Origin of the sequence: Microbacterium sp. NPDC089987 (assembly GCF_044748505.1) — a bacterium.
Taxonomy (GTDB): Bacteria; Actinomycetota; Actinomycetes; order Actinomycetales; family Microbacteriaceae; genus Microbacterium.
The window spans coordinates 1538273-1554090 of the sequence record NZ_JBIVGE010000001.1; the positions used below are offsets into that span (position 1 = coordinate 1538273).

16 protein-coding genes are annotated in these 15818 nt (G+C 68.5%); 2 read left to right on the top strand and 14 right to left on the bottom strand.

Annotation, left to right across the window (positions count from 1 at the left end; translation table 11 throughout):
* Position 1 precedes the first annotated feature (1 nt).
* The 3 genes from coxB to ACIPV2_RS07280 form a co-directional block, all read right to left on the bottom strand.
* Entirely contained in the window at positions 2 to 895 is an 894-nt protein-coding gene (gene coxB, locus ACIPV2_RS07270) for a cytochrome c oxidase subunit II (protein WP_400839732.1), read from the bottom strand.
* Positions 896 to 983: 88 nt separating this feature from the next.
* Positions 984 to 1352, bottom strand: coding sequence for an iron-sulfur cluster insertion protein ErpA (erpA, locus tag ACIPV2_RS07275; RefSeq protein WP_400839734.1), 369 nt, complete (start codon positions 1350 to 1352; stop codon positions 984 to 986).
* A 106-nt stretch (positions 1353 to 1458) separates the two neighbouring features.
* Positions 1459 to 2874: a dipeptidase gene (locus tag ACIPV2_RS07280; RefSeq protein ID WP_400839736.1), complete on the bottom strand. Its 1416-nt coding sequence runs from the start codon at positions 2872 to 2874 to the stop codon at positions 1459 to 1461.
* 44 nt (positions 2875 to 2918) lie between these two features.
* Between ACIPV2_RS07280 and ACIPV2_RS07285 the strand changes: the two genes are divergently transcribed.
* Positions 2919 to 3479, top strand: a complete 561-nt coding sequence (locus tag ACIPV2_RS07285) for a DUF3043 domain-containing protein (RefSeq protein ID WP_400839738.1) — start codon at positions 2919 to 2921, stop codon at positions 3477 to 3479.
* Positions 3480 to 3571: 92 nt separating this feature from the next.
* On the opposite strand, the gene ACIPV2_RS07290 is transcribed toward ACIPV2_RS07285, so the two are convergent.
* The 5 genes from ACIPV2_RS07290 to dnaE all read right to left on the bottom strand — a co-directional run bounded on the left by ACIPV2_RS07290 (position 3572) and on the right by dnaE (position 11552).
* Positions 3572 to 4591: a quinone-dependent dihydroorotate dehydrogenase gene (locus ACIPV2_RS07290; RefSeq protein ID WP_400839957.1), complete on the bottom strand. Its 1020-nt coding sequence runs from the start codon at positions 4589 to 4591 to the stop codon at positions 3572 to 3574.
* Between the two features lie 12 nt (positions 4592 to 4603).
* Entirely contained in the window at positions 4604 to 5080 is a 477-nt protein-coding gene (gene nrdR / locus ACIPV2_RS07295) for a transcriptional regulator NrdR (protein ID WP_271637351.1), read from the bottom strand.
* A 30-nt stretch (positions 5081 to 5110) separates the two neighbouring features.
* Positions 5111 to 6424, bottom strand: coding sequence for a histidinol dehydrogenase (hisD, locus tag ACIPV2_RS07300; RefSeq protein ID WP_400839741.1), 1314 nt, complete (start codon positions 6422 to 6424; stop codon positions 5111 to 5113).
* 4 nt (positions 6425 to 6428) lie between these two features.
* Entirely contained in the window at positions 6429 to 7940 is a 1512-nt protein-coding gene (locus ACIPV2_RS07305) for a hypothetical protein (RefSeq protein WP_400839743.1), read from the bottom strand.
* Between the two features lie 93 nt (positions 7941 to 8033).
* Positions 8034 to 11552, bottom strand: a complete 3519-nt coding sequence (gene dnaE, locus ACIPV2_RS07310) for a DNA polymerase III subunit alpha (RefSeq protein WP_400839745.1) — start codon at positions 11550 to 11552, stop codon at positions 8034 to 8036.
* A gap of 140 nt (positions 11553 to 11692) precedes the next feature.
* On the opposite strand from dnaE, the gene ACIPV2_RS07315 reads away from it, so the two are divergent.
* On the top strand, positions 11693 to 12175 hold the full coding sequence (locus tag ACIPV2_RS07315) for an NUDIX hydrolase (protein WP_400839747.1): 483 nt from the start codon (positions 11693 to 11695) through the stop codon (positions 12173 to 12175).
* Here ACIPV2_RS07315 and ACIPV2_RS07320 read toward each other — a convergent pair.
* The 6 genes from ACIPV2_RS07320 to ACIPV2_RS07345 all read right to left on the bottom strand — a co-directional run bounded on the left by ACIPV2_RS07320 (position 12165) and on the right by ACIPV2_RS07345 (position 15792).
* Entirely contained in the window at positions 12165 to 12740 is a 576-nt protein-coding gene (locus tag ACIPV2_RS07320) for a GNAT family N-acetyltransferase (RefSeq protein WP_400839749.1), read from the bottom strand. The genes ACIPV2_RS07315 and ACIPV2_RS07320 overlap by 11 nt on opposite strands.
* A 47-nt stretch (positions 12741 to 12787) precedes the next feature.
* A complete protein-coding gene (locus tag ACIPV2_RS07325; RefSeq protein WP_400839751.1) occupies positions 12788 to 13720 on the bottom strand; it encodes an RluA family pseudouridine synthase in 933 nt (310 codons plus the stop codon).
* 2 nt (positions 13721 to 13722) lie between these two features.
* Positions 13723 to 14265 (bottom strand): signal peptidase II, encoded by a 543-nt coding sequence (gene lspA, locus ACIPV2_RS07330; protein WP_400839753.1) that lies wholly within the window; start codon positions 14263 to 14265, stop codon positions 13723 to 13725.
* A 43-nt stretch (positions 14266 to 14308) separates the two neighbouring features.
* On the bottom strand, positions 14309 to 14872 hold the full coding sequence (locus ACIPV2_RS07335; protein WP_101186877.1) for a DivIVA domain-containing protein: 564 nt from the start codon (positions 14870 to 14872) through the stop codon (positions 14309 to 14311).
* 143 nt (positions 14873 to 15015) lie between these two features.
* Positions 15016 to 15315: a YggT family protein gene (locus ACIPV2_RS07340; RefSeq protein WP_101186878.1), complete on the bottom strand. Its 300-nt coding sequence runs from the start codon at positions 15313 to 15315 to the stop codon at positions 15016 to 15018.
* A gap of 3 nt (positions 15316 to 15318) precedes the next feature.
* Positions 15319 to 15792 carry a cell division protein SepF gene (locus ACIPV2_RS07345; RefSeq protein WP_101186879.1) on the bottom strand — a complete coding sequence of 158 codons (474 nt, stop codon included), beginning with the start codon at positions 15790 to 15792 and terminating at the stop codon, positions 15319 to 15321.
* Positions 15793 to 15818 lie beyond the last annotated feature (26 nt).

Consider the following 15818-nt stretch of genomic DNA (forward strand, 5'->3'; position numbering starts at 1 on the left):
TTTACTCCTCTTCCTCGGGATGCGTGCTTTCGCCGTTCCCGGGGAGATTGCTGAGTCGGTCGTAGGCGTCGGTGATGTCGCCCGTGTTGCCCTGCTCTCGCAGAGTCTCGAGGTACGCGTCGTACTCGTCCTGCTCGACGACCTTCACGTTGAAGAGCATCATCGAGTGGTACTCACCGCAGAGCTCGGCGCACTTGCCGTCGTACTCGCCGACGCGCGTGGGGATGAAGGACCACGAGTTGTCCTTGCCGATGTACATGTCCTTCTTGTACAGGAAGTCGATGATCCAGAAGGAGTGGATCACATCACGCGACTGGAGGTCGATCGTGACCTTCTTGTCGACGGGCAGCACGAGCGTCGGAAGCTTCTCGCGCTCGATGTCGCCCAGCTCGTCCGGGTCGGCCTGCACTCCCATGGTCCACACGGCGTCATCGTCGTCTTCGGCGCCGTACTGGAAGTCCCAGGCCCACTGCTTGGCGATCGCCGTGATCTCGACGTCGGGCTCATCCCACTGCGTCTCGATGTCGGCCTGATCGCGTGCGGTGAAGAAGAACATCCCGAGCACGAGGATCAGCGGGATCACCGTGTACAGGATCTCGATCGGCATGTTGTAGCGCAGCTGCACCGGAAGACCGGTCTGACCGGTGCGACGGCGGTACATGACGAGAGCCCAGCCCATCAGGGCCCAGGTGATCACGCCGACGGCCAGCAGAACCACCCAGGAGGTGACCCAGAGACCGGAGACCGTCTCGGTCTGGTTGGTGGCAGGGGTGCCGTCTTCGACGAAGCCCGGAAGGAATCCATTGAGTTCGGTGGGAGTACATCCCGCCAGGGCCACAGCTGCCGCTGCTCCCAGCGGGAGCGCGGCCCAACGAAGGCGGCGTTTCGAGGGCACGATGCACCTTTCAGATCTCGGACAGGAGCAGATTCAAGTCTAGGGCAACCTCACACGCGATTCATGCCAACCACGCAGGTGGCACGCCTCAGTGGAAGCTGTCGCCGCAGGCGCAGCTGCCGGCGGCGTTGGGGTTGTCGATCGTGAAGCCCTGCTCCGAGATGGTGTCCTTGAAGTCGATCGACGCGCCGTCCAGGTACGGGACGCTCATGTTGTCGATGATGACCTCGACCCCGTCGAAGTCGACGGTCTCGTCGCCCTCGAGGTAGCGCTCGTCGAAGTACAGCTGGTAGATCAGACCCGAGCATCCGCCGGGCTGCACGGCCACGCGCAGGCGCAGGTCGTCGCGGCCCTCCTGCTCGAGCAGGCTCTTCACCTTGAGGGCTGCGGCATCGGTCAGTGCGACGCCGTGGGCGGGGGCGTCGGTGGGCTGTGAGGTCAGGGTGGTGTCGCTCATGTCAACTCCTTGCAACGGGCAGCGCGGTCTCGCTGCTCGTGCACGATTCTACCGCCGCCGATGCCCGCAGGGCCGATCATCCGGCACCCGCGGGCAGCCCGCCGGTTCAAGAGCCGGCTGTGCGCTCGTTCATCCTGGCGAGCAGCAGCGCTTCGGTGCGCACGGCATTGCGGAAGGTCTCGAGGTGCAGGGACTCGTTGGGGCTGTGCGCACGGGAGTGCGGATCCTCGACACCTGTCACGAGGATCTGGGCGCCGGGGAACTCCCGCACGAGGTCGGCGACGAAGGGGATGGATCCGCCCACGCCGAGGTCGACGGCGTCGACGCCGTAGCCGTCGCCCATCGCCGCACGCGTGAGCTCGACGGCCCAGCCCGACGTGTCGACGAGGAAGCCGTCCCCGAGGTCGATGTCCGAGAAGGTCAGCTCTGCGCCGAACGGGGCATGCTCGCGCAGGTGCCGTTCGAGCGCCGCGTAGGCATCGGTCGCGCTCTGGCCCGGCGCGACGCGGGCGCTGATGACGAGGCTCACCTCGGGCAGGAGGGTGTTGGATGCCGCGGCGACGCTGGTCACGTCCATGCCGGTGATGGTGATGGACGGCTTGTTCCAGATCCGACCGTAGATGTCGTCGCGTCCGATCGGGCTGACACCGCCGAGGAGGCCGGCTTCGTCCCGAAGGGTCTCCTCCGTGTACTCCGGAGTCTGCCCGTCTCTGCTGGTCATGCCGTCCACGGCGACCGCGCCGTCGGCATCCCACAGCGTGGCGAGGAGCGTGACGGCGGCCATCATGGCATCCGGAACCGCTCCCCCGAACATGCCGGAGTGGGAGGCGTGCTCGAGAGTGCGCACGGTGAGCGTGAAACGGGCGTTGCCGCGCAGCGACACCGTGAGCCCCGGCGTACGGGAGTCGAGGTTGCCCGAGTCCGCCACGACGATCGCGTCGGCGCGCAGGGCGTCGGCGTTGTCGCGCAGGAAGCGGGCGAAGGAGCGGGAGCCGTACTCCTCCTCCCCCTCGATGAACAGCGAGACCCCGAGGTCGAGATCGCCGCCGAGCGTCTCGGCGACGGCGCGGAGAGCTGCGATGTGCGCCATGATGCCCGCCTTGTCATCCGCAGCGCCCCGGCCGTACAGGCGTCCGTCGCGCACGGTCGGCTCGAACGGCGGGGTCTCCCACAGCTCGTCGGCACCGGGAGGCTGCACATCGTGATGCGCGTAGAGCAGGATCGTCGGGCGCCCGTTGCGCGCCGCGCGCGTCGCGAGCACCGCGGGCTGACCGAGTTCGTCGGTGTCGTCGACGTGGGCTCGAAGCACGCGCACGTCGTCGAAGACGCCGGTGGCCCGTGCGAGCTCGGCGACGGCCTCCGCCGAACGCTCCAGCTGGGTCTGGTCGAACGCCGGCCAGGCGATGCCGGGGATGCGCACCAGCGCGCCCAGATCGGCCAGAGCGGAGGGGATGCCGAGGGCCACCGCCTCGAGGAGCGCGGTCTCCGCGGCGGATGAGGCGGGCGATGCAGGGGATGTCATGCGAGTAATCTTAAGGCGAACCCGATTCCGAACTGAGGTCGAACGTGCCCAACCCCACTCCCGCCGCCGACGACGCCCCCGAGACGCCCGCCGTGGGCAAGGGTCGCGCCACCCCCACCCGCGCCGAGCGCGAAGCGGCCAACCGCCGCCCCCTGGTCGCGAACACCAAGGAGGCCCGCGCTGCGGCGAAGGCCGACCTGCAGGCGCGCCGGCAGCGGGCGCGCATCGGCATGGAGAACGGCGAGGACAAGTACCTCCCCGCCCGCGACCGTGGCCCGCAGCGCCGCTGGGTGCGCGACTACGTGGACGCCGGATGGCACATCTCAGAGTGGCTGATGGCCGCGATGCTGCTGGTGATCGTGCTCAGCCTGGTCGACATCCCCGCGATTCAGCTGTGGGCGATGGTCGGACTGTGGGGCTACATGCTGCTCGCGGTCGGCGACATGGTGCTGCTGAGCATGCGGGTGAAGAAGAAGGTCGCGGCGAAGTTTGGCCTCGAGCGTCGCGAACGCGGGCTCGGCTGGTATGCGGCGATGCGGTCGCTGCAGATGCGCTTCATGCGTCTGCCGAAGCCCCAGGTCAGCCGCGGTCAGTACCCCGACTGACCCTTCGACAAGCTCAGGGACCCAGTTCGACAAGCTCAGGGACCCAGTTCGACAAGCTCAGGATTCAGCCGTCGTCCCGAGGCCTGTGCCGCTCAGCGGCGCAGGCCTCTGTTGATCTGCCTGGCCCACAGCGGTCCGCGGTACAGGAACGCGGTGTAGCCCTGCACGAGGGTGGCACCGGCATCCAGTCGCCGCTGCACGTCGTCTGCCGTCTCCACTCCGCCGACGGCGATCACGCAGAAGTCATCGGGCACCGCAGCCCTGACGACCGCGAGCACCTCGAGCGAGCGCTGCTTCAGCGGCGCGCCGGAGAGTCCGCCGGCGCCCGCCGCCTCGACGACCGCGGGGTCTGTGACCAGCCCCTCACGCGAGATGGTGGTGTTGTGGGCGATGATCCCGGCGAGCCCCTCCTCGACCGCCATGCGGGCGATGGCCGAGATCTCGTCATCCGGCAGGTCGGGGGCGATCTTCACGAGCAGCGGGGTCTCGCCGGCAGCCTGCTTCACGGCGCGCAGCAGCGGCGCGAGCGTCTCCACTGCCTGCAGTCCTCGAAGACCGGGGGTGTTCGGCGATGAGACGTTCACGGCCAGGTAGTCGGCGAGCGGCGCGAGCCGCGTGGCGGAGGTGACGTAGTCGCCGACTGCGTCCTCGACGGCGACCACGCGGCTCTTGCCGATGTTCACGCCGATCACGGCGCGAGGAGCACGCCGGCGCAGCGCGGTGAGCCGGCGGGCAGCGGCATCCGCCCCCTCGTTGTTGAAGCCCATGCGGTTGATGACCGCCCGGTCGTCGATGAGACGGAACAGGCGCGGCTTCGGGTTGCCCTCCTGCGCGATCGCGGTGACCGTGCCGATCTCGATGTGCCCGAAGCCCAGAGCATCCAGACCCCGCACGCCGACGGCGTTCTTGTCGAAGCCGGCGGCGACGCCGAAGGGCGAGGGGAAGACCAGGCCGAGCGCGCGCACCTGCTGCTGCGGACCCGGCGCCGTCAGCGCGCGCGCCGCCCACGAGAACGGCGGGAGGCCGAGCACGCGGATGACCGCCATCGCGGCGTGGTGCGCGAACTCGGGGTCGAAGCGCGCGAGGACGTGGCGGAAGAGCAGTGAGTACATCACTGCCCAAGGTTACCGGTCGTCTGATTCCGCTTCCGCCGTCGCGTGGTCGGCGCGCAGGTCGCCGATCGCGCGCTCGAAGTCGTCGAGCGAGTCGAACGCCTGATAGACACTGGCGAAACGCAGATAAGCGACCTCGTCGAGCTCGCGCAGCGGGCCGAGGATTGCGAGACCGATCTCATTGGTGTCGAGCTGCGAGACACCGGTCTGCCGCACGGCCTCCTCGACCTTCTGGGCGAGGAGCGCGAGGTTCGCCTCGGTGACCGGCCGACCCTGACACGCCTTGCGCACCCCCGAGATCACCTTGTCGCGGCTGAACGCCTCCATGACGCCGGAGCGCTTGATGACCATGAGGCTCGCGGTCTCGGTCGTCGAGAATCGTCCACCGCACTCCGGGCACTGGCGTCGGCGACGGATCGACAGGCCGTCGTCGCTGGTGCGGGAGTCGATGACGCGGGAGTCGGGATGCCGGCAGAAGGGGCAGTGCATGATCGGTCAGCCTACTCGCTCGGCCTCGGCTCACCGGGACGTGTCGGCGAAGCGCGCCTCGACGGCGTCTCCGTGCGCGGGCAGGATCTCGGCGTTCGCGAGTGCGACCACTCCGGCCCTGACCTCGGCGAGGGCAGCGTGGTCGTATTCGATGACCTGCTGCGGACGCAGGAACGTGTAGGCCCCGAGTCCGGCCGCGTAGCGCGCCTGTCCGCCGGTGGGCAGCACGTGATTGCTGCCGGCCATGTAATCGCCGAGGCTGACAGGCGTCTGGTCGCCGACGAACACCGCGCCGGCGCTGGTGAAGCGCTCAGCTGCGGCGGCCGCATCCGCGAGGTGCAGTTCGAGGTGCTCCGGCGCGTAGGCGTTGCTGAACGCCTCCGCCATCGCGCGGTCGTCCACGAGCACGATGGCCGACTGCGGTCCCGCGAGGGCCTCGGCGACGCGCGCGGCGTGCGTGGTGGTGGCCGCCAGCTCGGCCACCGCGGAGGCGACGTGTTCGGCGAGCTCGACGGAGTCGGTCACCAGCACGGCGGATGCCTGCTCGTCGTGCTCCGCCTGGCTGATCAGGTCTGCGGCGATGAGCGCGGCGTCAGCCGCCGCATCAGCGACGATGAGGATCTCGGTCGCGCCGGCCTCGGAATCGGTGCCGACGACGCCGGCTACGATCCGCTTCGCGGAGGCGACGTAGTTGTTGCCCGGGCCCGATACGACATCGACCGGATCGAGGCCGAGGTCGGCGACGCCGTGGGCGAGCGCGCCGATCGCGCCGGCACCGCCGATCGCGTAGATCTCGTCGACGCCAAGGAGGTCGGCGGCCGCGAGGATCGTGGGGTGCACCCGTCCGCCGTGCGCCGCCTGCGGCGGGGATGCGAGGGCGATCGAGGTGACGCCGGCTACCTGTGCGGGCACGACGTTCATCACGACGCTGGATGCCAGGGGCGCCTTGCCGCCGGGGATGTAGACGCCCGCACGTATGACGGGCTGCCACCGCTGAGTGATCTTCGCGCCGGGTCCGATCTCGGTGGTCTGCGAAGCAGGAACCTGCGCTGCGGAACCCTGGCGGACGCGTTCGATGGCTGCCTCGAGAGCGGAGCGGACGTCGGGGTCGACGGAGGCTGCGGCTTCGGCAACGTGCTCAGCGGGGACGCGGATGGCGTGATCGCTCACGCCGTCGAAGCGCTCGGCCTGCTCGCGTAGGGCGGCCTCGCCGGAGGTGCGCACGGCTTCGACGATCGCTGCGGCGGCCTCGAGCGCCTCGGCGCGCGCCTGGGTGGCGCGGGGCACGACCGCGAGCATGGCGGAGGGAGACAGCGTCTGCCCTCGGAGATCGATGGTGCGCACGCACTCAGCCTTTCGTGATGTCGGAGATGTCGTGGAGGTAGCCGATCCGGCCGTCCTCGTGTCGCACGACGAACGCTCCGCCCCGGTCCTCGAGGGCCAGCGCCCACGCGGTCGGCCCGATGCGGAACAGCGGCCGTCCGCGCTCGTCGAGCACATCGCGCTCTGTCGGCGCGAGGACCCAGAACGGCTCGGGCTGACCGAAGTGGTCGGACTCGACAGCCTGCTCACCGCGGCCGCGCCGCAGGGACTGCTCGTCGGCATCGTCGGGTTCGGTTTCCGCGGTGCCCGCCATGCCGTCGGGTGCGGTGTTGTGCTCGACGGGCCGGCCCGGGTCGCGAGCTTCGTCGGCGAAGATGCTCTGCAGCGCTTCGACGGCTGCGGTGTTGTACAGCACCTCGGTGTCGTCGTCGCGGTCGTCGGCGACGGGCTCCGGCTCTACTGCGGCCGGCTCGGAGGTCGGGAGGGGCTCAGGCTCGTGCGCGGCAGGCTCGGGCGCGGCCGCCGCCTCTTCCGGCTCCGGCGAGACCACCTCGGGCTCCGGCGAGACCGCCTCGGGCTCGGGCGAGGTGAAGTCGGGCTCGGGCGAGACCACATCGGACTCGGCGAATCCGGGCTCGGCCGGGGCCGCACTCGGCTGGATCGTCGCGGCCTCGGTCGACGCCGATTCCGCGTCCCAGGCATCCGGAGCGGAGCCGTGGTCGGATGCGGATGCCCGGTCGCGGGCATCCGGAACCGGAGTCGCGCCCGGAATGACCATCGTCAGTGCGGTCTCCACGCGCGGCTCGCCCGCTGCGGGCTGTGCTGCGGGGTCGACGTGCTCGACCGGTGCCGCTGCGGCGGCCGAATCCGCGGGCGGCGGGGCGAACTCACGCTCCGCGCGCGGACGTGAGATGACCGGGCGGACGGGATTCGCATTGCGGTGCGCGAGTGTCTCGAGGCGACCGTGGAAGTCCTCGCGCAGCCGCGGCAGCAGGGGCGCGAACACCGTGGCTGCGACGAGCACGAGCGTGGCCAGCTGGCCCACCACGGCGACCCAGCCGATGAGCAGAACACCGGTCTCGATGGTGGCGGCGATCTGCTGCCACAGCACCTGGGCCCAGGAGACGGCGGCGACCGCAGCCGTGACCGAGGCGAACTGATCGATCCCGAGCGACCCCACACGCCTGATCCCGTCCGGCGAGAGCCGGCGCAGCACGATGAGGAAGACGGCGACGGTCGGCGCTCCCATCATCAGGATCCAGTGGATTCCTGATGTCCAGACGGTGTCGCCGATCGGGCCGATCGGGAAGAACGAGACGACGAAGCCCACCAACCAGGCACCGATGATGATGAGCTCGCGGAGTGTGAAACCGAGGATGCCGTACTCCGGCTGGACCTGGTCTTCGTAGAGCACGCCGTCGTCGTCCGGATCGATGTCGTCGGGGTCCATGCCGGCCTCCGTGCGGGCATCGGCGCGCAGGCGGGCCTCGTCTGCCGAGGCGTCGTCGTGGTCGCTGCTGGGCCTGTCGAAGCTCATCGAGGGTCCTTTCGTTCGTGGTGGGTGGCCACGCGAGTCATGATCCTACTCACCGCACCCGGGAGTTCGATGCGCCGTGTCGGCGCTGCGCGCTCAGCCCAGGCAGGCGGGACCCAGCAGCGACTTGAGGTCGCCGAACAGGTCGGCGGACACCTTCACAGGCATCGGCACCTCGAACACCTTCGCGGCGCTGCCGCGGTGCACGCGCAGCAGCACCTCCGTCTCGCCGGCATGCCGGCGCAGCACGTCGGCCAGGTCGTTCATGACGCGTTCGGTCGCTCGCTGCTCGGCGACCAGCAGCGCGAGAGGGCCCGCGGCGTCGAACGATCCGACGTCGGGGGCGAACGCCGACTGCGCATGCAGGTTGAGTCCGTCATCACGGCGGGAGACGCGCCCCCGCACGGCGAGGATGGCGTCCTGCTGCAGGGTGTGCTGGAACTCGGTGTACGTCTTGCCCATGAACATGATCGTCACCTCGCCGTTGAAGTCCTCGACGGTGATCATGCCGTACGGGTTGCCGCTGGCCTTCGCCACCCGGTGCTGCACGCTGGTCACGAGCCCGGCGACGGTGACCTGGTCGCCGTCCTGCAGATCCTCCGAGGTGAGCAGATCGTTGATCGAGATCGAGGCGTGCTTGGCGAGCGGCACCTCGAGGCCGGCGAGCGGATGGTCGGAGACGTACAGGCCGAGCATTTCGCGCTCGAACGCCAGCTTGTCCTTCTTGATCCACTCGGGGCGGTCGGGCACCTTCGCGGGAGCCGCCTCCTCCATGTCGTCGTAGAGGCTGTCGAAGTCGAAGCCGATCGCGCCCTGCGCCTCGTTCCGCTTGCGGTCGACGGCGGCCTCCACCGCGTCTTCATGGATCTCCATCAGCGCACGGCGGGTGTCGCCCATCGAGTCGAACGCACCGGCCTTGATCAGCGACTCGACCGTTCGCTTGTTCGACACGTGCAGCGGCACCTTGCCGAGGAAGTCGTGGAAGGAGGTGAACGAGCCGTCCTTGCGCGAGGCGACGATCCCGTCGACGACGTTGCTGCCGACGTTGCGCACCGCGCCGAGGCCGAAGCGGATGTCCTCGCCCACGGCCGCGAAGAAATTGATCGACTCCGACACGTCCGGCGGCAGCACCCGGATGCCCATGCGCCGGCACTCATTGAGGTAGAGCGCCATCTTGTCCTTGGAGTCGCCCACGCTCGTGAGCAGAGCCGCCATGTACTCAGCCGGGTACTGGGCCTTGAGATACGCGGTCCAGTACGACACCAGACCGTACGCGGCCGAGTGCGCTTTGTTGAAGGCGTAGTCCGAGAACGGCAGCAGGATGTCCCACAGCGCCTTCACGGCGCCCTCGCCGAAGCCGCGCTCCTTCATCCCGTCCGAGAAGCCCTCGTACTGCTTGTCGAGTTCGGACTTCTTCTTCTTTCCCATCGCGCGACGCAGGATGTCGGCCTGGCCGAGGCTGAACCCGGCGACCTTCTGCGCGATGGCCATGACCTGCTCCTGGTAGATGATCAGACCGTAGGACTCCTGCAGGATGTCAGCCAGCGGCTCCTCCAGCTCGGGGTGGATGGGCGTGATCTCCTGCAGGCCGTTCTTGCGCAGGGCGTAGTTGGTGTGCGAGTTCGCACCCATCGGGCCTGGTCGGTACAGCGCGATGAGCGCCGAGATGTCGGCGAAGTTGTCGGGCTTCATCAGCCGCATCAGCGATCGCAGCGGCGGGCTGTCGAGCTGGAAGACGCCGAGCGTGTCACCGCGGGCGAGCAGGTCGTAGACAGCGCGGTCCTCGAGACCGAGGTGCTCGAGGTCGAGCTCCTCTCCCCTGTTCAGCCGGATGTTGTCGAGGGCGTCCGAGATGATCGTGAGGTTGCGCAGCCCGAGGAAGTCCATCTTGATCAGGCCGAGCGATTCGCAGGACGGGTAGTCGAACTGCGTGACGATCTGGCCGTCCTGCTCGCGCTTCATGATCGGGATGATGTCGATCAGCGGGTGCGAAGACATGATCACGCCTGCCGCGTGCACGCCCCACTGCCGCTTCAACCCCTCCAGCCCCAGCGCGCGGTCGAAGACGCGCTTCGCATCCGTGTCGGTGTCGATCAGCGCCCGGAACTCGCTCGCCTCCTTGTAGCGCGGGTGAGCGCTGTCGTACATGCCGCTGAGTGGCATGTCCTTGCCCATCACGGCGGGCGGCATGGCCTTGGTGAGGCGGTCGCCCATGCTGAACGGGTAGCCGAGCACGCGGCCCGCGTCCTTCAGCGCCTGCTTGGACTTGATCGTGCCGTAGGTGACGATCTGGGCGACTCGCTCCGACCCGTACTTCTGCGTCACGTACTCGATCACCTCGCCGCGGCGACGGTCGTCGAAGTCGACATCGAAGTCGGGCATCGAGACGCGGTCGGGGTTGAGGAAGCGCTCGAAGATGAGTCCGTGCTCGAGCGGGTCGAGATCCGTGATCTTCATCGCGTACGCGACCATCGATCCGGCTCCGGAACCGCGGCCGGGTCCGACGCGGATGCCATGATCCTTGGCCCAGTTGATGAAGTCGGCGACGACGAGGAAGTACCCCGGGAAGCCCATCTGCAGGATGATGCCGGTTTCGTACTCGGCCTGCTTGCGGACCCTGTCGGGGATGCCGTTCGGGTACCGGTAGTGCAGGCCCTTCTCGACCTCCTTGACCAGCCAGCTGTCCTCGGTCTCGCCGTCCGGCACCGGGAACCGCGGCATGTAGTTCGCCTTGGTGTCGAACTCGACCTGGCAGCGCTCCGCGATCAGCAGCGTGTTGTCGCACGCCTCGGGGTGGTCGCGGAACATCTGGCGCATCTCCTGCGCCGTCTTGATGTAGTAGCCGTCCCCGTCGAACTTGAACCGGTTCGGGTCGTCCATCGTCGAGCCGGACTGCACGCACAGCAGCGCCTCGTGCGCATCGGCCTCGTGCTGGTGCGTGTAGTGCGAGTCGTTCGTCGCGACCAGCGGGATGTTCAGGTCTTTCGACAGCCGCAGCAGATCGCTGATCACGCGTCGCTCGATGGACAGGCCGTGATCCATGATCTCGGCGAAGTAGTTCTCCTTGCCGAAGATGTCCTGGAACTCGGCGGCGGCCGCCCGTGCCGCGTCGTACTGCCCGAGCCGCAGGCGGGTCTGGATCTCGCCCGACGGGCATCCGGTGGTCGCGATGAGGCCCTTGCCGTAGGTCTGCAGCAGCTCGCGGTCCATGCGGGGCTTGAAGTAGTAGCCCTCGATGCTCGAGAGCGAGCTCAGCCGGAACAGGTTGTGCATGCCGGCGGTGGTCTCGCTCCACAGCGTGGTGTGGGTGTACGCGCCGGATCCGGAGACGTCGTCGCTCTTCTGATCCGCCGTGCCCCACGCCACCCGCGACTTGTCGCTGCGGTGCGTTCCCGGCGTCACGTACGCCTCGAGTCCGATGATCGGCTTGACTCCCGCGGCGTTCGCGGCGTTGTAGAACTCGAAGGCCGCGAAGGTGTTGCCGTGGTCGGTGACGGCGATCGCCGGCATCCCGTAATCGGCCGCCGCCTGCGTCATCGAGTTGATCTTCGCCGCGCCGTCCAGCATGGAGTACTCGCTGTGGACATGCAGGTGCACGAAGGAATCGGAGGCCATGATTCGAGTCTACGAGGCGGCCCCGACACCGGATGCCGGCGCCGGGACCGCCGCGGGAATCCGCTGCAGAATCACGGGGCGGAATCGACCGGCGGGACGGTTCACGAGATTCTCGCACCGCCCCGGATACCCTGGTGCCCATGGCCACTCCTGAGTTCGTCCTGGCTCTGCGTGAGCACATCGGCACCGCACCCCTGTCGCTGGTCGGCGCCACGGCGGTCGTCTTCCGCGATGAGAAGGTGCTGCTCGGCAAGCGCGCTGACAACGGCTCATGGCAGGCCATCTCGGGAATCGTCGAGCCGGGCGAGGAGCCGGCGGATGCCGCGGCCCGCGAGTGCATGGAGGAGGCGGGCGTCGTCGTGTCGGTGGACCGCCTCGCGCTCGTGCAGCAGATGCCCCGGGTGACCTACGACAACGGCGACCAGGTCGACTACCTCGACCTCGTCTTCCGCTGCACCTGGGTGTCGGGCGACCCGCATCCCGCCGACGGGGAGCTGACCGAGGTGGGCTTCTACGACCTGGCGGCGATGGGCGACGTCGACGATGCGCATGTCCGGAGGATCGCCCTGGCCATGGCTGAGGACGACCCGGCGACCTTCCGCGGCGGGCGCGTCAGGCGCTGAGCTCGAGTCGCATCAGCACACGCGGGAACCCGTCGAGCACGGAGCCGGTGTCGGCGGCCTTGTGGAATCCCGCACTCTCGAACAGAGCGCGGGTACCGACGTACATCATGGTCTGGTTCACCTTCTCTCCGCGGTTGTCGACCGGATACCCCTCGATCGCCGGGGCGCCGCACTCGCGCGCGTGCTCGACGGCGCCGGCTGCGAGGGCGTGCATGATGCCCTGCTTGCGATAGCCGGGCCGCACGCGGAAGCACCACAGCGACCACACGTCGCGGTAGTCCATGTGCGGGATCAGCCTGTTGCGCGCGAAGCTCGTGTCGCGTCGCGGATGCACCGCTGCCCAGCCGACGGGGTCCTCATCCAGGTAGGCGATCACTCCGGGCGGCGGATCGAGGTCGCAGAGCTCGCGCACGCGGTTCGCCCGAGCCTCGCCCCGCAGCGCCACGTTCTCCTTGTTCCCGATGCGGTAGCTGAGGCAGAAGCAGACATTGGATGCCGGGTTCTTCGGCCCGACCAGCGTGGCGACGTCGTCGAAGCGCGTCGCAGGTCTCACCAGGATGCTCACCCGCGCAGTATGACGCACGGCGCCGACATCGGCGCCGGCGACGGATCTCAGTCCGTCTCGCGTCCCGGATCCAGCACCTCGAGCGCGTGGCGGAAGTCCGCGGGGTACGGTGACTCGAACTGCACCCACTGACCGGTTCCGGGATGGGTGAAGCCGAGCTGATGCGCGTGCAGCCACTGCCTGGCGAGGCCGAGTCTCGCCGACAGCGTCGGGTCGGCGCCGTAGAGCGGATCGCCGACGCAGGGATGCCGGTGCGCGGCCATGTGCACGCGGATCTGATGCGTGCGGCCCGTCTCGAGATGGATCTCGAGCAGGGAGGCACCGGGGAACGCCTCGAGCGTCTCGTAATGGGTGACCGACGGCTTGCCGTCGGAGACGACGGCGAACTTCCAGCTGTGGTTCGGATGGCGGCCGATCGGCGCATCGATGGTGCCCGCCAGCGGATCAGGATGCCCCTGCACGACCGCGTGATAGATCTTCTCCACCGTGCGCTCCTTGAAGGCGCGCTTGAGAGCGGTGTACGCGCTCTCGGCCTTCGCCACGACCATGAGGCCGCTGGTGCCCACATCCAGGCGATGGACGACACCCTGCCGCTCGGGCGCTCCGCTGGTCGCGACACGGAAGCCCGCGGCGGCGAGGGCGCCGACGACCGTCGGCCCTTCCCAGCCGAGGGATGGATGGGCGGCCACCCCGGTCGGCTTGTCGACCACCACGATGTCGTCGTCGTCGTAGACGATGCCCAGTTCGGGCACCGGGATCGGCTCGATCCTCGGCTCCTCCTTCGGCGACCAGCTCACGTCGAGCCAGCCGCCGGCGCGCAGGCGATCAGATTTTCCGAGCGTGGCGCCGTCGAGTGTGACGCCGCCCGCTTCGGCGACCTCGGCCGCGAAGGTGCGTGAGAAGCCCAGCATCTTCGCCAGCGCCGCATCCACACGCTGGCCGTCGAGCCCGTCGGGGACGGGAAGGCTGCGGGACTGCACGATCAGGCTCCCGTGGACGCAGCGGCGCCCTCGTGCCCGTCGGCTGGGGCGTCTTCGGCGACGCTCGCGTGATCCCGCTCCCGCGTGCCGTCGAGACGCAGCCCGAAGACGACGAGCACGGCAACGGAGATCATGCCGGAGACGATGAAGATGTCGGCGACGTTGAAGATGGCGGGGATCATCCAGGGCATCGAGATCATGTCGACGACATGACCGACGGCGAAACCTGGTTCACGCAGCAGCCGGTCCGTGAGATTCCCGAGCACGCCGCCGAGCAGCAGACCGAGGACGGTGGCCCACAGTCGCGACTTCACGCTCGTCGCCTTCCACACGATGACGCCGGCGACGACGGCCATGGCGATCGTGAAGATCCACGTGACCTCCTCACCGATCGAGAAGGCGGCACCGGAGTTGCGGATGTAGTACAGCTGCAGGAACTCGCCCAGCACCGGAACGGCCTCGTGCGGGGGGAGATTCTCGATGGTGAGGTGCTTCACGAACTGATCGGCGGCCAGCACGATCGCCGCGAGAGAAGCGACGATCATGCCGGCCGCCGACCGACGAAGGGGACGTCCCGCCAAGAGTGACCTACAGGCCGATGGCGGAGACGGGCGTCGAGTCCGTCGAGGACTTCTGGTCGAGGTCGCGGAGCTGACCCTCGATCATGGCGCGCAGCTTGCCGCGGTAGTCGCGCTCGAACTCGCGGAGCTCGGTGATCCGACCCTCGAGCAGGTTGCGCTCGCGCTCGAGTCGTGCCGACTCCTCGCGCTGCTTCGCCTCGGCCTCGGTGCGGATGCGCGCGACCTCGGTCTCGGCCTCTTCGATGAGCTGCTTGCGCTTGGCTTCACCCTCGGCGACGTGCTCGTCGTGCAGACGCTGCGCGAGCTCGATGATGCCGGCGGAGGTTCCGACGGGCGAGCCTTCGGCGGCAGGAGCGGGAGCCGGCGTCGGCGCGGCCACGGGAGCCGAGGCGTTCTCGCCGGACTCGAACGCCGCGAGCTTCGCCTTCAGCTCGTTGTTCTCCTCGATGGTCTTGCGCCATTCAACGACGATCTCGTCGAGGTAGTCGTCGACCTCTTCGGGGTCGAAGCCGTCCTTGAATCGGACGTGCTGGAACTCCTTGTGGACGACGTCATCCGGGGTAAGTGCCATGGGTGGCTCCTCTTTCGATGAGTTCGGTTGCCAGTCGCTGAGAGCCGGCGATGTGGTTCAGTCGACGCGTACCCGGGGCGCGCGTCTGGGAGCCAAGCATAGCCCCCCAGCCTGAGCGGCGCGATGCGCGCGCGCTCGGGTGCTCAGGTCAGCGCGCGGATCAGCGCCATGACGATGAACACGCTGAGCATGGTCAGCATGAAGCCGAAATCGAGCGCGATCGAGCCGATGCGCAGCGGCGGGACCAGCCTGCGGAAGAAGCGGATCGGCGGATCGGTCACGGTGAAGACGATCTCCGCGGCGACCAGGCCGGCGCCTTTCGGACGCCAGGACCGGTTGAACAGCGGGATGTACTCGAGCACCAGTCTCGCGATCAGCACGAGCACGTACAGCGTCAGCACCAGCTCGGCGATGCCGCCGACGATGCTGAGGATCGCTCCCACGGATCAGGAGTCGAACGAGGCGGACTCCGCCTGCGCGAGGCCACCCTGTCCTGACACGGCGATGTTCTCGGGCGAGAGCAGGAAGACCTTGCTCGTGACTCGCTCGATGCGTCCGTACAGGCCGAGCGAGAGCCCGCTGGCGAAGTCGATGAGACGGCGCGCGTCGGCGTCGCTCATCTGCGACAGGTTGATGATCACCGGCACGCCCTCGCGGAAGTTCTCCGCGATGATCTGCGCGTCGCGGTACTGCTTGGGGTGAACGGTGAGGATCTCGTTGACCGTGCCTGCGGCCGGCTGACGCACAGCCGTGGGGCGACGCAACGGCGTGACAGGCGCGGGTGCGGTCTCGTCGCGCTCGGCCACCTCGTGCTTCTCACGTGAAGCTCGGGCCGGCGTCTGCACGGCTTCCTCCTCGTAGACCTCTTCCTCGTCGGCGAGGCCGAGATACACCATGGTCTTCTTCAGCGGGTTACCCATCGTGTCCTCCGGTTCGAACGTTCGGG